The following is a 13,772-nucleotide window of genomic DNA, read 5'->3' on the forward strand; positions in this document are numbered from 1 at the left end:
GCCGAAAGAAGGCGTTCCTTCCGCACGCCCCGGACCCCGAGCTCCTCCACGACCGGCCGACGTCGTGGGCCGCCCGTCCGTCCGTCTGTCCGCCCGCCCGCCCGCCCGCGTCAGGCGAAGGTGACCGTGACCGCGGTGAATCCCAAGGAGTGCAGCATTCCTTCGAGCACCGCGGCCGTGTTGCGTTCGGCGCGCTGCTCCAGCCCGCTCGCCTTGGCCGCCTCGCCGATGCGCTGCACGGCGACCTTCTGCACCGCCTGTTCGCCCGATGGATTGTCCGAGAAGAAGTCGCCGAGCCGGTCGAGCAGGCCGCGCTGCTTGGAGACCGCGTACGAACGCTCCGGGTCGAGCGCCGCCGCGCCCAGCCTGGCGTGCGGCAGCCGCAGCGAGGCCGAGGTCCGGTCCGCGTCGACCGTGACGGCCTGCTGGCCGAGCCCGCCCATTTCGACGTACGCCGACACGGAGCCCGCGCCCACGTACAGGGTGCGGGTGCCGCGGATGCCGTCGGGGAGGAACGGGGCGTCGTGTTCCAGATCCACCACGACCTGGTAGTCGCCCGCGGCGCCCTCGAACCGGCTCAGGTCGCGCAGGGACTTGAGCACGGCCGGTCCGGTCCGGTCGTGGGTGCGCGAGCCGAAGAGGTCTCCCAGGCCCGGCACGGGGAGGAAGCGGAACACGAGGACCAGCAGTGCGGCCGTCACGACGACGGCGACGGCGATCCGGCCGACCGTGCGGGCCGTGCGGGACCGGCGATCCGGGGCGACGTGCGTCTCCTTGGTGTCCATGCTCACCGGATTCCCCGTCGATCCATGGTCACGCGCGCGCGGCGCGGGGAGTGCTGTAGTACTCCTTCACACCGTCGAAGCACCGTCCGCACCCACCTGGAGTCAGTGATGGCCGTACGCCGTGTCGTGCCCAACATCCGGTCGGAAGCCGCCGAGGAGAGCCGGGAGTTCTACGGCCTCCTGGGGTTCGAGGAGGTCATGAACCACGGCTGGATCATGACGCTCGCCCCTCCGTCCGCTCCGGCGGCGCAGGTCAGCTTCATGGCCGCAGACCGCACCGCCCCCGTCACCCCGGACATGAGCATCGAAGTGGACGACGTGGACGCGGCCTATGAGGTCATGCGGGGGAGCGGAGCGGAGATCGTCCACCCCCTGCAGGACGAGGAGTGGGGGGTGCGGCGGTTCTTCGTCCGGGACCCCAACGGTCGCGTGGTCAACGTACTCGGCCACCTTTGAGGTGACCGACCGGGGCGGGATCCACCGGCGGGCGTGGTCCGCCGGGGATCCGCGCCGCCGCCGCGTGGAGGGAACGCAGGGCGAGCAGCAGCACCCCGATGTCGTCCAGGTACACCGGGTCCGGGATCAGGTCCAAGGGCGAGATCGTGTACACGACGGCGACCCAGAACAGCGCCTTGTCGCGCAGCGGGATCCCGGCGTCGAGCAGCAGCCGCCGCGCCGCGAAGACGCGCACCAGCAACACGGCGGCGCCGACCGCGAGTCCGGCGGCGACCACGGCGGCCAGGATGAGCCAGGCTTTTGTGTCCATGGCACCCGTATACCCGATCCGCCCCGGTCCTCCCCGCCCCCGTCCGCCAGCCGGTGCGCGGGCGTGGTCAGCGGGACGTGGCCGTGTCGGTCGCCGGAGCGGCCGCAGTCGCCGGGGCCATGTCGTACGTCACCCACATCGTGCGGGTGGCCACCTGGTCGTACTTGGACCGGGCCCGGTGGTTGTCGTCGGCGGTGATCCAGCGCACCACGCTCCAGCCCTTGTCCGCGGCCATCGCGCGCAGGGCGTCGAGCAGCAGGTCGGCCGCTCCCGAACCGCGGTGCTCGGGTGCGACGAACAGGTCGTCGAGGAAGCAGCCGACGGTGGCTGAGAGCGGCCGGGCGAACGGACGGTAGTGGGCGAGCCCGACGAGCCGCCCCGCGGAGTCCTCGGCCACCAGGGCGCCGACCTCGTGCGCGGGATCGTTCACCCACGCCCAGACGGTCGCGGCGGCGGCCTCCGTCTGCTCCACCGCGTAGAAGTCGGCGTAACCGCGGTAGAGGGCGCGCCACTGGGCGAAGTCGCCGGGCCGGGGCGCACGGACGGTGGTGTCGGGCATGGTGGGGAACTCCTGTACGTGGAGGCGGGGGACTGGTCCTCGATCATGGCGCGACACGACCGCCGAGGCACGCACCGCCCTGTCGAAGTACGGACGCCCGGGCCGCCACCATGGACGGGGCGCCCTCCGCGCCGGAGCGTGTACGGCCCCGGCCCCACCACCCCCACCTACGGCTGACGCGGGATCAGAGCCCGGAACCGGGCCGCCGCGCGGTCGGCCACGGCCTCCACGTACGGCACGTAGGCGTCGGGGTCCGCGTGGTCGGCCATCGGGAAGGTCACGGGACCGGTGTGCCCGGGGGCGTCGAAAGCGACGATCTCGTGGTGGATCAGCTGCTCGGCGAACCGTTCGGGATCCCTCGTGGACCAGCTGTAGCGGTAGCCGTAGCCCCCCGGGGGGATCTTCGACCGGCTCTCCGTCGCGAAGCCGTACGCGGCGGATCGGGCCGCGACGAAGATCTGGTCGGCGGGCAGGTGCAGCTGGTAGAGCCACCTGTTCGCGTCAACGGACCCCGGCGGCACGTCCGGTGGGGTCCTGAGCCGCCCGGTGTCGGGCAGGTCGGACCAGTCGAAGTGGATCCACCACCCACGGAGCACCTCGCTGGGATTGCCCCTGATGGTTTCGATGCCGGGCCTGCCCGCGGCCTCCAGCGCCGAGGCCGCCTCGGCGATCGCCCCGAGGACCCGCCGCAGGGCCAGTGCCTCCGCCTGCCGGTTGCGCACCGACGCGCGCACACCCGCCCACCACGCGACGGGGTCGCCCACGGCCGCCCTTACCTCCTCGGGCCAGCTCGCGGGACCGTCCCCCCGGGCCGCCATCTGACGGGGGGTGAGACCGCCGGCCAGCGGACGGTCGGCGACCGTCTGTCGGGCTTCCCACTGCCTGAACCGGACCACGACCTCCCTCCATCGCCGCTCCTTCTCCTGGTACGCCCGTCGCGTGACGTCGCGCGCGTGAGCCTCCTGAGCGGCCAGGCGCACCTCGATGACGGCCCGGACCGGTCGGTAGACGGCCGCCGCGGCCCGCACCTGCGCCAGGAAGTCCGCTCGGGAGTCGTCGTACCTCGCCCGAGCCCGCCGACGCGTCACCAAGGAGTCCCACCTCCGGATACGGCGCTCCGCCCGCCCCAGCAGCCGTTCCGCCTCGGCGATCCGCCGCACGAGCGAGGCGGCGGCCGCGGTCCAGCACTCGACCTCCTCGGGGGTACCGCCCACGTCGACCTGTCGGGGCGGCCAGGTACGCCACGACCCGAGCGCGCGCGTGACGTCGTCCGCGGGCGGGTCCGGCTCGCGGGGGAACAGGTACACCGTGACGTCGAGCTCCTCACCGAGCCGACCGCCCGCGTACGGGATCCGTAGGGCCATTCCCCCACCATGGCAGGTTCGGTGGCGCTGGTGGCCGTTCGCGCACGCCGCGTCCGCCGTTACGACGCGCTCTTCCGGTCGGGCCCGGCGTCCGGCAGGATGCCCGGTGCGCGCGGGACCGCTCCCGGGCGCAGACCGTGGGACGGGGGCTCTGTGTGTCAGCAGGTCACGAGCAGGCGGTGCGGGACGCGTTCTACCAGGACCCCTATCCCCGTTACGCCCTCGCCCGGCGAGCGGAAGGACTGACCTGGCTGCCGGAGGCCGACGCCTGGTTGGTCGCGCGCGAGGCGGACGTGCGGGAAGTCCTGCGCCGCGACGCGGACTTCTCCTCCGCGAACGCGCTCCTGCCGGACGTCCCGCTGTCGGAGGCCGCGCTCGGCGTCCTCCCGCGCGGGTTCGGACCACGGCCGACGGTGGTCTCCACGGACGGGACCGCCCACCACCGCCTCCGAGCCCCGCTGAACCGGGGCCTGTCATCCGCCCGGATCGCGGCGCTGCTGCCGTACGCGCGGGAGCGGGCGCGCGAGCTGGTGGACGCCTTCGCCACGGACGGCTCGGCCGAGTTGGTGGAGGCGTACGCCCGGAAGCTGCCCGGGCTGGTCATCGGGCACCTCATCGGGCTGGAGCCCGAGGACGCCCTCGCCGCGGTCCACGGCGGCTACCGCGCCGAGGAGTTGTTCTTCCGGCCGCTGACGCCGCAGGAGCAGGCCGCCGCCGCGCAGGACGTGGTGGCACTCCAACACCTGTTGGACGGCTACGTTCGCGACCGACGGGCCCATCCCCGCGACGACCTGTGTTCGGACCTGGTGGCGGCGCTGGCGCCGGGGAAGGGCGAGTTGACCCTGGAGCAGCGTCACGAACTGGTGGCCAATCTGCAGAACCTGCTGATCGCCGGATTCCTGACGACGAGCGCGCTGATCTCCACCGCGTTGCTGCACCTGCTCGGGAACCGGGAACAGTGGCAGTTGCTCTGTTCCGAACCGGAGTTGACCGACTCCGCCGTGGAGGAATGCGCCCGCTTCGATCCACCCATCCAGGCCTTCCGCCGGATCACGACACGGTCGGTGGCGCTGGGCGGGACCCAACTGCCCGCGGGCGCCACGGTGCTCGTCGCCTACGCCTCCGCCAACCGCGACGAACGCCGGCACGGGACGGCCGACCGCTTCGACATCCGGCGCCCGGCGGACCGGCGCCACCTCGGCTTCGGCCACGGACCGCACAACTGCCCGGGCTCCCGCCTGGCACGTGCCCAGCTCCACCTGACGCTGGAGCTGTTCTCGCAGACCCTTCCCGGCCTGCGGCTGGACCCGGACCGGCCACCGCCGCCCATGCGCCCGACCCTCATCCACCGCTCGCCCCGGACGCTCCACACGACCTGGTGAGCGTCCGACGAAACCAGCGAAGCCAACGGAACCAACGAATCCATCGGAGGGACTCCTATGCCCGACCGCACACGACGGGCTTCCATACTCGCCGCACTCGCCACGCCGCTCCTGCTCGCAGGGGCGGTCGCCGCGGTGCCGATCGCGCTCGCCACTCCGGCGAGCGCTGCCCCGCACGGCTGCCAGTCGACGAAGCTGGACCACGCCACGGCCAGCTCGACCTGCCACTACGGACCCGGTCAGCAGCGGGTGGTGATCACCTGCCTGGACGGGGTCAACGGGGAGCGGTACACCTTCTACGGCCCGTGGGCGCAGTGGTACCAGAATTCGAAGGCCTCGTGCGCGGCGGCGTACCGGCAGAACATCTCCTACATCACGATTGAAGTCCGCTGACCTGCGGTTTTATGCAGGGCTACGGTGGTGGGGGAGTGCCGTGTGAGGATGCGGCGTCGGTGGGCCTGTGCGAGGTTGGTACGAGTGGGGGCTGGACGGGGGGTGTCTTCTTCCCTGAAGGGGTGCATCACAGATGAACCGACTTCTCGCCACTGCCGTGAGCACGGCCGCCGCAGCGCTTCTCGTGACCGGCGGGGCCGCCTCGGCCTTCGCCGCCGCGCCGACCGACGACGCGACGAACAAGCTGTGCAGCAGCCTGACCGAACTCAAGGCCGACAACGCGAAGTTGCGTACGCTCGACCCGGCAACCGCCACCAAGGACCAGATCAAGAGCGCGCACAACGCCGTTCAGGATGACTGGAAGACCGTCGCCGAGTCCACCGCGCAATTCAACGCCGCTCAGAAGGACGCGGTGAAGTCCGCGGCCAACGCCGTGAAGAAGACGTACGACGGCCTGCCCGGTGACACCACCGGCGCCGATGCCCTGACCAAGCTCACCCCGGACCTGCAGAAGCTCGACACGGCCGTGGCCAGTGCCCAGTCCGGACTGAAGTGCGGCTGATCCGACCCACCACCGGGCCTGCTACTGGTGCAGCTGGGCCCACCACCGGACCTACCACCGACGGCGGTGGTTCGATCGCGCACTGCGACCGGACCACCGCCGTCTCCGTCTCCGTCTCCGTGAGGCTTCGACCCGCCGGGGGCGGCCAACGCTCGACCGGCGGCTCGTGGCGTGCGGCAGGATGACTCCGTGTCCCTCGTACCAGGAACCCATGGCCGCATAGCAGCCGACCCCGTACGCATCCGCCTCGTGGCGGCCGCCGCTGCCGCGGCAACGATGTGCGCGGGCCTGGGGCTTCGGGCCGTGGCGGGCGGGGACGTGGCCAAGTAGGGGTGCCGGTAAGAACCCTGTCACCAGCCGCAAACGACGGTGATCAGTCCTCTGACCTGGAGGGTCGGGGCAGTGCCGCCGCGCTGGTGGTCTCGGCGAGTGCGAGGCGGCCGCCCTTCAGTTCGGGCACGTAGTTGTAGATGGTGTTGCGGGAGACGCCGAGGAGCTTTGCGATCGAGGTAACCGTGTTCTCCGGACGGGCGAGTAGATCGCGGGCATGACGTACCTGTTCCTCGGTCATCGCCGGCGGGCGACCGAGCCGGGCGCCGCGGGCGCGGGCGGCGTCCAAGCCCTCGTTGGTGCCCTGCACGATGAGTTCGCGGATGAACTCGGCGAGGGCCGCGAACACGTGGAAGACCAGGCGCCCGCCAGGTGTGGTCGTGTCGAGCGCCTCGTGCAGCGAGGTGAAGCCGACGCCACGCTTACGCAGGCCGGACACGATCGCGATGAGGTCCTGGAGAGAGCGGCCGAGCCGGTCCAGCGACGGCACGACGAGGGTGTCGCCCTCGCGCAGGAAGTCGAGGGCTTTCCACAGTTCCTCGCGTTCGGCGTTCTTGCCGGACTTCTTGTCGGAGAAGATCCGGATGCACCCGGCTTCCGTAAGTGCGTGGACCTGCCGGTCGAGCAACTGTCCCTTGGTGGAGACGCGTGCGTATCCCACGCGGTCGCCGGTCCGTGCGGCCGGAACGGGGGCGAGGAGATCGGCGGTGTCGTCGTCCTGGGGTCGCTGCACCCGTCAGATCGTACAGAAAACGGTGCCCCTCAAGTTCTTGAGCACATCGACTTTCTGACACCGTTTTATGGGCATGATCCGGCCCCGATTCGGCCGCGTACAGCCGCTTGCAGGTCTTGCTCATCAATCGGTCGATAGATGAACACCAGCCGTGGGTAGGCTGCGGCGTCCCGTACTCAGTGGAGTCCGGATGCGGCGGGACCTGCCCGGCTTCAGCGGTGTCTAGGGGAGGTGGGGGCCGATGTAGCCGATGTGGATCTGGCGGGTGCGGCCGTGGGTGTCGTCGTGGAGGTGGAGGCGGAGCGCGGGTGGGCGTCCGGAGCCGATCCGGATGTGTTCGCTCATGAACACCCGGCCGGTGGGGTCGATGGTGCGGGGGACGGGGAAGGTGCGGCTCTCGCGCAGGCGGCTGTTGGTGGTGAGGCTTTCGGATTCGCCGGGTGCGTGGCGGGTGGCGGGGATGAGATCCTTGGCGTCGGGCCAGCGCAGGTAGGCCGCGAGGTGCGGCAGCAGCTGGGGGCCGTGCCGGGTGGCGGCTTCGGCGTAGGCCTGGAGAGTGTTCAAGGTCTGCCAGGTTCGGCGGATCCACACCTGTTCCAGGGGGTGGCCTCGCAGGGGGACCGTGGAGGCTGTGATGTCCGCAAGGACGATCCGGGTGAGTTCGCGGTGTGCCTGGTGAGCGAGTTGCTCCCAGCTGTCGGGCGTCGGGGGCGCGGTCTGGGGCAGGCTGCTGGGTGTGCTGGCCGTGGCGAGGCGGGCGCGCAGGCGGATGATCTCCGTGTTCTGGCTGTCAAGGAGTTCTTCTGCGGCCTCAACATCCTGTTCGGCCTGTTCGCGGCGGGTTTCGGCTGCTTCAGCGGCAGCGGTGAGCGCGCCGGTGGCGGTGGCGTCCTTGAGGTCGGCGAGGTGCTGCTCGGTGTCCCGGAGGCGCCTGAGGGCTGTCTGCTCGCGGCTGGTGGCATCCCGTGCGGCCAGGACGGCGTCCTTCAGGTCCCTTTCGTGGGTGGTGGCGAGCTGCCGCCAGGTGTCGCGGTCGGCCGTGAGGGCCTTCAGCTGCCGGTCTTTGGCCTGGAGGGCGGCCGCGGCTTGTTCGAGGCGTTCGGTGTCGGTGTCCAGGGTCCAGGTCGCCTGCAGGTCGCGGACGAGGGCCAGGATGGCGGGGGTGGCGGGCCAGGGCGCTGCCGCGTGCTGGAGGACGGCAGCCAGCAGCGGGGCGGGATCCGCGGCCGTGTCGTCTCGGATCTCCAGGTCTCTCAGGCTGATGCCGGGGCGGGGAGGGTGGGAGGGAATGATCACCGCTCCGCCGGGGGGCAGCTTTACACCGGTGGTGTGCAGGAGGCGGTTGACGGCCTGGCGCTGGTCGCCGATGACGCGGTACTCCAGGATGCGGCCCAGCATGCCGGGTGGCAGAGCTGCCAGTGCGGGCGTGGGGGGATAGACGAGGTGGGGTTCGTGGACCAGGACGCCGACGGTCCAGGGGCTCTGGGCCAACTCCCGCAGGTGTCCGCGCAGGGCGGTGTCCAGGGGCAGCTGGCAGACCTCGCCGAAGAGGGCGCCGCGCGGCTGGTCGCAGACGGCCAGCGTGCCGACGGGTACGAACTGGGTCAGGGGAGAGGGCCATGCCCAGTCCCATGCCTGTGCGGCCTGTGCGGTCAGCTGCCACAGGGTCCCGCCTTCCCGCGGGTCGTCGCAGAGGATCAGGCGGGCCCGTACTCTCACGCCGTCGCCGGCACGCCACCGTGCGTCGAACACCATGTCCGGGCCGTCTCCACGACCCGCGTCCTGAGCGCGGGCCCAGTCCTCGACCACGTTGCCGGCGTGCAGCGCGGTCAGGCGGGCGGCCACCAGGGCGGCCGTGCCGGATCCCACGAACCAGCCCCTGGATGCCCAGACCGTTTCAGGCAGGAGGACTTCGGGAGTCTCGGTCGCTGTCACGGCATCCTGTCCTAGGGAGTCGCACGGCCAGAACCCGCCCGGTCCAGGCGGGCGCGCAGGGCCCGGATCCGCTACGGCAAGGACTGGACGGACCATCACCCCCAACCCCCTTCCCACACCGCGGGACACGGACGGGAGTCGGGCCGTCACTCCCCTGGCGCAGCCGTCGCCCCGCCCGCTGCGCTCACGGCGGCGGCCGACATTCATGGTGGTGCTCCCGGCCGTCCTCACCCGATCGGAGTGTCCGCTCCACAACATGCGGACCCGCCCGGAACAGGTCCGTCTCCCGGGGTGCGGGCACAAGCCGGACTGGTACGGCCGGGCAAGCTGCTCCGCGCCGCGGCCCCTAATCCGGTCCGGGGCCGAAACCATCCGGTTGGCGGAGCGCATTGAGGTGGTGCTTCAGGCGGTCCTCGAATCGCCGAGGAACGTCGTAGGCTCTGATCGTTTCTGCATGATCGGGTGCCCGGCATGACCACTCGCAGCAAGCTCGTCCTCGCGGCTACCGCGACGGCGGCCCTGGCCCTGGCCGCCCCGCTGGCCACCGCCTCCCCGTCTCCCGCTGCACCGGAGCCGACCCCCGCACCGCTGTACACCTCGGCTAACGCGGTCCCGGGCAAGTACATCGTCACTCTCGACAAGACTGCCGTAGATCCGGCGGCGACCGCGAAGAAGCTGGGGCTGAAGCCGTCGTTCGTCTACACCTCCGCGCTCAAGGGTTTCGCGGTGGAGATGGACTCTCTCAAGCTGACGCTCGTCCGCAACACCCTGGGTGTGAAGTCCGTCGAGCAGGACGCCAAGATTCAGTCCATCCCGACCACCACCGCGCCGGGCACCCGGTCGCCGTCCGCGTCCTGGGGTCTGGACCGGATCAACCAGAAGAACCTGCCGCTGGACAACGACTTCAGCACGGAGGGCAACGGCGCGGGCGTGAACGCGTACATCCTCGACACCGGCATCGACTACGCGCACGAGGAGTTCGGCGGGCGCGCCACCTTCGGCTACGACGCCGTCAGCGCCCTGGCCAAGGGGCAGGACTGCAACGGCCACGGCACGCACGTCGCCGGCACGGTCGGCGGCAAGACGTACGGGGTGGCGCGCAAGGTCAACCTGATCAGCGTCCGTGTGCTCAACTGCGAGGGCGGCGGGGAGATCTCACAGATCATCGCCGGACTGGACTGGGTGGCCAGGAACGCCAAGCAGCCGGCCGTCCTGAACGGCTCGCTCGGCGGGGACAGGTCCGACGCCGTGAACAACGCCGCGAACGCCCTGTCCGAGGCCGGCGTGCTGCCGGTCATCGCGGCGGGCAACTCCTCGAAGGACGCCTGCTTCGTCTCCCCGGCCTCCGCGTCCAAGGTGCTGACGGTCGCGGCCAGCAACCAGTGGGACGAGGAGACCGACTTCTCCAACTTCGGCTCATGCGTTTCCGTCTACGCGCCCGGCCAGGCCATCGTCTCGGCGAAGCTCGGCGGCGGCTCCATCGCGCTGAACGGCACCTCCATGGCCGCCCCGCACGTCGCCGGAGTCGCCGCCCTCTTCAAGGCCGCCCATCCCAAGGCAGAACCGTCGGAAATCGCCGAGTTCGTCGATTCCGAGTCCACCAAGGACGTCCTGAAGAGCGTCGCCAAGACGAGCCCCAACGCCCTCCTCTTCACCGGCGGCCTGTAGCCCGCCCGCACCAGCCCCACACGGCTGGACCAGCGCCCCGATATCCCCTCGACGCCGATGGCATCGGGGCGCTCCCGAAGGCCGCAGGGCCACTTACCGCCGAGGCCGCAGGCGAAGTGGCGCACCCCACAGAGAGCCGGGCAGGCCACCGTCCAGCGGGCGTTGCGCGGGTGCGTACGCAGTGACTGCCTGTCGGTCACACAACAGGGCAGGGCCTGGCCTCACACCTCCATGCGCTCCCCGGCCTGCTCCCCATCACCCGCCCCGCGGGGGCCAGGCACCGTGGCCGCGGTCAGGTCCAGCCGTACGGCCATGTCCAGGTTGACCTCGCCGTACGGGCGGACGTGGGACCAGAACAGCGGGGTCAGGCCGCGCCGGTCCGCGGGGGTGAGCAGGTCGGCCCACTCCGGTTCGTCCAGGACGTCCTGGAGCATCAGGGTGTTCACGTAGACCAGGGCGGATTGCAGGATCCGCAGGCACAGCACGAACATCTCTTGCTCGTCGCGCCGGTTGGAGGCGATTTCTCCGCCCTTGCCGTAGGCGATCACTGAGTTCGCGCCGTTGGAGGACTCCATCACGTTCAGGCCCTCCTCGATCTCCCGCTGGAGGTCCCGCAGCCGCAGGTAGCGGGCCACGAAGATGGTCTTCTGGGCGCGGCCGACCTCCAGCATCGCGGCGTAGGTGGGGTGGGAGGCGTTGCGGGTGAAGCGGCGCAGGATCGCCTCGGTGGAGGCGGTACGCGTACGGATCGCGGTGGCGTACTTGATCATCTGGTCGTACTGCTGGGTGATGAGTTCCCAGCGGATCGGGCGGGTCAGCGCCGGGGTCAGCTGCGGGTAGGCGTCGCTTTCGCCGGGCACCGGCCGGTACAGCTTGACCTTGTTGATCCGCTTGATCCTGGGCAGCAGGTCGAAGTTCAGCAGCCGCGTGATGCCGAACCCGATTTCCGACTGGCCGTGCGAGTCCGTGTAGTTCGCTTCCACGTCCATGGTGGTGCCGTGCCGCATGGCGCCCTCGATCATCGCGGCGACCTCGGAGGCGGTGCAGTTGATCAGCTGGGAGTGGATGGCCAGGGACTTCTTCTCGACGTGCCAGTAGATGAGCACCCCGCGGCCGCCGTAGCGCGAGTGCCACTCGGTGAACAGGTTCTGGTCGTAGGCGCGCACGTGTGTGGAGTCGGAGGCGACCGCGGTCGAGCCCTGGCCCCACAGCTCGGAGCTGCGGGCCGCGAAGGTGGCGTTCGCGATCTGGACAGCGATGGCACGGGCCGCGTCGGCGGACAGATACCGGCGCCGTACGTACCGGAGCTCGTCCTCGGTGTGGCCGTGGCCGCCGGACGCCACCGCCTTGATCCCGGTGTTCGTGCCATAGGCGTAGATGACCAGCAGCAGACGCTCGGCCAGCACCTCCGCCGAGAGGCTGCCGCCGCCGGAGACGGAGGTGACCGCGTCCAGGCAGCCGGTCCGCAGCACCGCTTCCTTCAGCATGTCGACGAGCGGCACGATGCCCCAACGCCTCTGTACCTCGCCCTTGATCCTGCGCAGGTTGCGCGGTTCGGGCTGGGCCTCGGCCGCCGTGAGCCGGATCGCCCCGGACTTCCGCTCGGAGATGTCCAGCCAGGACAGCTTGGGCATCTGCTCGTTCAGCAGGGACAGCTCGGCCGTCATCTGTCCGCGCAGCTCGTCGATGAACACCGCTGGGTCCAGCGGCTTGCGCAGCTCCCGGTAGTTCTCCGCCCGCCTGACCTCGAAGTCCTGCGGCAGGTCCTCATCCGGGTTGCGCCACCTGTCAGCGCCCACCACCCAGATCTCCTTGCACTTGAGCTGATCGCGCAGAGCCTGGAAGGCGACGACCTCGTAGACCATGCGCACGACCCTGCGCCGGCCGTGCTTGTCGGTGCGGTGGACGACCTCCGCCCAGTCACCGCCCATCGCCTTGTGGACCGGCACCGTCTCGCCCAGTGGGTAGTACGTCGTGTTCCCGGCGCTCGCGTACCGGGCCACCAGTGCCAGGGCCTCGATCACGGGGCGGTGGGCGTGATTGCTGGAGCGGAACTCCAGCACGTCCAGCAGCTTGATTAGCCCACGCCGGTAGTGGTTGGTGTACGACGCCTTCAACGTGGTCTGCACCGTGCGCCGGTAGACCGGCCCGCGGGTCTTGAACTCGTGCACCAGCTCCCGCAGCGTCGTCTCACCCCCGGACACCGCCGGGAACACGACCTGCCGCACTGTCCCTTCCGGGGCACCGAGCGAGGCCTCGGCAAGCTTGAAGAGAATGTTCTCCTTGCCCGACACCTTCTTGAACGCGTTGACCAGTTGCTCGGTGACCTTCTTCTCCGCCCGCGCCCCGATCCTGTGCACCGTGGAGATCAGCAGCTCCACCAGCGTGTCTGTGATCTCCCGCTCCCGTTCGTACAGGAGCGCGGCCAGCAGCGTCACCCGCAGTGGAACCGAGTGCGTCCGCAGATGGGAAGGCGACTCCACCGCGGCCCGCGCCCGCCAGCTGGCCAGTACCTTAGGTGCCACGTCGATGAACAGATCCGGCGGCAGCCCGACTGCCCGCACCGCGAGGAGCTTGTCGATCTCGGTGAGCATCGTCTCCAGGCTCACGTTGCCCGGCGCTTCCTTGATCTTCCCCAGTACAGGCGGCCCGTCCTCGCCGTCGATACCTCCGTCAGGCCCTGCCTCGTCGTCCTGGTCGGCGCCGCCGGCCACCAGAGCCGCAATCCGCTCAATGCTTTCCGAGGCCAGCCGCGAGGAGATCCGTACAGTCAACGCCTCCTCGGCCGCCCGCAGGGCAGCCGCCACGATCCGGTCGCACCGCCCCGGCGTAGGCGGCTCAATGCTCTCGACGCGGCAACGCGCCAGCAACTCCACCCGTACCTGCTCGGGCCTGCGTTCCTTGTGCGCAACGTGCTCGGCCAGATGGACCGTCAGCTTCTCCGCATCCGCGACGCTGCACTCACGGAATCCGAGATGCCCCCGGATCTGCGCGCGGTGGTACTCGACCGTACGGCCCGTCCACTCGTAGAAACCCAGCTCAGACGCGGGAACCTGCACCTGCCGAGCTACGAACTCCACGGCCTCGCCAGGCAGCTCCGCCCGGCCCCGGGGAAACCGGCCGTACTGCGTGTAGAACTTCAGCAGCACGGCAAAGCCGAGCCGTGTCGTACCGCGCTTGCCGGACACAAGCACCTGCTCGTCCTCCAGCAGCGTCCAGTGCTCGACCAGCTCATCCAGGTCCAACGGGGTACGGGCCACGTTCGTAGATCGTCCTCGCGTGGGCTCACACACCG

Annotated in this window: 13 protein-coding genes; 6 read left to right on the forward strand and 7 right to left on the reverse strand. The window is 70.4% G+C overall.

Translation table 11 applies throughout. The features are described 5' to 3' along the window. Positions 1-110: 110 nt before the first annotated feature. The gene (locus tag ACIBEA_RS15405; protein ID WP_399260969.1) at positions 111-785 is read right to left on the reverse strand and encodes a DUF4230 domain-containing protein; all 675 of its coding nucleotides are present in this window, start codon (positions 783-785) and stop codon (positions 111-113) included. A 108-nt stretch (positions 786-893) separates the two neighbouring features. On the opposite strand from ACIBEA_RS15405, the gene ACIBEA_RS15410 reads away from it, so the two are divergent. Beyond that, a complete protein-coding gene (locus ACIBEA_RS15410) occupies positions 894-1,241 on the forward strand; it encodes a VOC family protein (RefSeq protein ID WP_399260971.1) in 348 nt (115 codons plus the stop codon). On the opposite strand, the gene ACIBEA_RS15415 is transcribed toward ACIBEA_RS15410, so the two are convergent. The 3 genes from ACIBEA_RS15415 to ACIBEA_RS15425 all read right to left on the reverse strand — a co-directional run bounded on the left by ACIBEA_RS15415 (position 1,219) and on the right by ACIBEA_RS15425 (position 3,474). Then, complete coding sequence (locus ACIBEA_RS15415) at positions 1,219-1,551, reverse strand: YkvA family protein (RefSeq protein ID WP_399260973.1); 333 nt, start codon at positions 1,549-1,551, stop codon at positions 1,219-1,221. The genes ACIBEA_RS15410 and ACIBEA_RS15415 overlap by 23 nt on opposite strands. Before the next feature lie 67 nt (positions 1,552-1,618). After that, positions 1,619-2,110 carry a GNAT family N-acetyltransferase gene (locus ACIBEA_RS15420; RefSeq protein WP_399260975.1) on the reverse strand — a complete coding sequence of 164 codons (492 nt, stop codon included), beginning with the start codon at positions 2,108-2,110 and terminating at the stop codon, positions 1,619-1,621. 167 nt (positions 2,111-2,277) lie between these two features. Beyond that, complete coding sequence (locus ACIBEA_RS15425; protein ID WP_399260977.1) at positions 2,278-3,474, reverse strand: hypothetical protein; 1,197 nt, start codon at positions 3,472-3,474, stop codon at positions 2,278-2,280. Between the two features lie 155 nt (positions 3,475-3,629). Here ACIBEA_RS15425 and ACIBEA_RS15430 point away from each other — a divergent pair, with 155 nt between their 5' ends. From ACIBEA_RS15430 to ACIBEA_RS15445, 4 genes are all read left to right on the forward strand, one after another. Next, complete coding sequence (locus ACIBEA_RS15430) at positions 3,630-4,856, forward strand: cytochrome P450 (protein ID WP_399260979.1); 1,227 nt, start codon at positions 3,630-3,632, stop codon at positions 4,854-4,856. A gap of 57 nt (positions 4,857-4,913) precedes the next feature. Then, the gene (locus ACIBEA_RS15435) at positions 4,914-5,249 is read left to right on the forward strand and encodes a hypothetical protein (protein ID WP_399260981.1); all 336 of its coding nucleotides are present in this window, start codon (positions 4,914-4,916) and stop codon (positions 5,247-5,249) included. 133 nt (positions 5,250-5,382) lie between these two features. Continuing rightward, complete coding sequence (locus tag ACIBEA_RS15440) at positions 5,383-5,811, forward strand: hypothetical protein (protein WP_399260983.1); 429 nt, start codon at positions 5,383-5,385, stop codon at positions 5,809-5,811. Between the two features lie 189 nt (positions 5,812-6,000). Further along, positions 6,001-6,141 (forward strand): hypothetical protein, encoded by a 141-nt coding sequence (locus ACIBEA_RS15445; RefSeq protein ID WP_399260985.1) that lies wholly within the window; start codon positions 6,001-6,003, stop codon positions 6,139-6,141. A gap of 43 nt (positions 6,142-6,184) precedes the next feature. Here the strand turns inward: ACIBEA_RS15445 and ACIBEA_RS15450 are convergent, their stop codons facing one another. After that, a complete protein-coding gene (locus tag ACIBEA_RS15450; protein WP_399260987.1) occupies positions 6,185-6,874 on the reverse strand; it encodes a recombinase family protein in 690 nt (229 codons plus the stop codon). Positions 6,875-7,096: 222 nt separating this feature from the next. Further along, entirely contained in the window at positions 7,097-8,809 is a 1,713-nt protein-coding gene (locus tag ACIBEA_RS15455) for a hypothetical protein (RefSeq protein WP_399260989.1), read from the reverse strand. 471 nt (positions 8,810-9,280) lie between these two features. Here ACIBEA_RS15455 and ACIBEA_RS15460 point away from each other — a divergent pair, with 471 nt between their 5' ends. Then, positions 9,281-10,477: a S8 family peptidase gene (locus ACIBEA_RS15460; protein ID WP_399260991.1), complete on the forward strand. Its 1,197-nt coding sequence runs from the start codon at positions 9,281-9,283 to the stop codon at positions 10,475-10,477. 221 nt (positions 10,478-10,698) lie between these two features. Here the strand turns inward: ACIBEA_RS15460 and ACIBEA_RS15465 are convergent, their stop codons facing one another. Further along, positions 10,699-13,737, reverse strand: a complete 3,039-nt coding sequence (locus ACIBEA_RS15465; protein ID WP_399260993.1) for a Tn3 family transposase — start codon at positions 13,735-13,737, stop codon at positions 10,699-10,701. Between the last annotated feature and the right edge of the window lie 35 nt (positions 13,738-13,772).

Origin of the sequence: Streptomyces sp. NPDC051555 (assembly GCF_044454405.1) — a bacterium.
Taxonomy (GTDB): Bacteria; Actinomycetota; Actinomycetes; order Streptomycetales; family Streptomycetaceae; genus Streptomyces.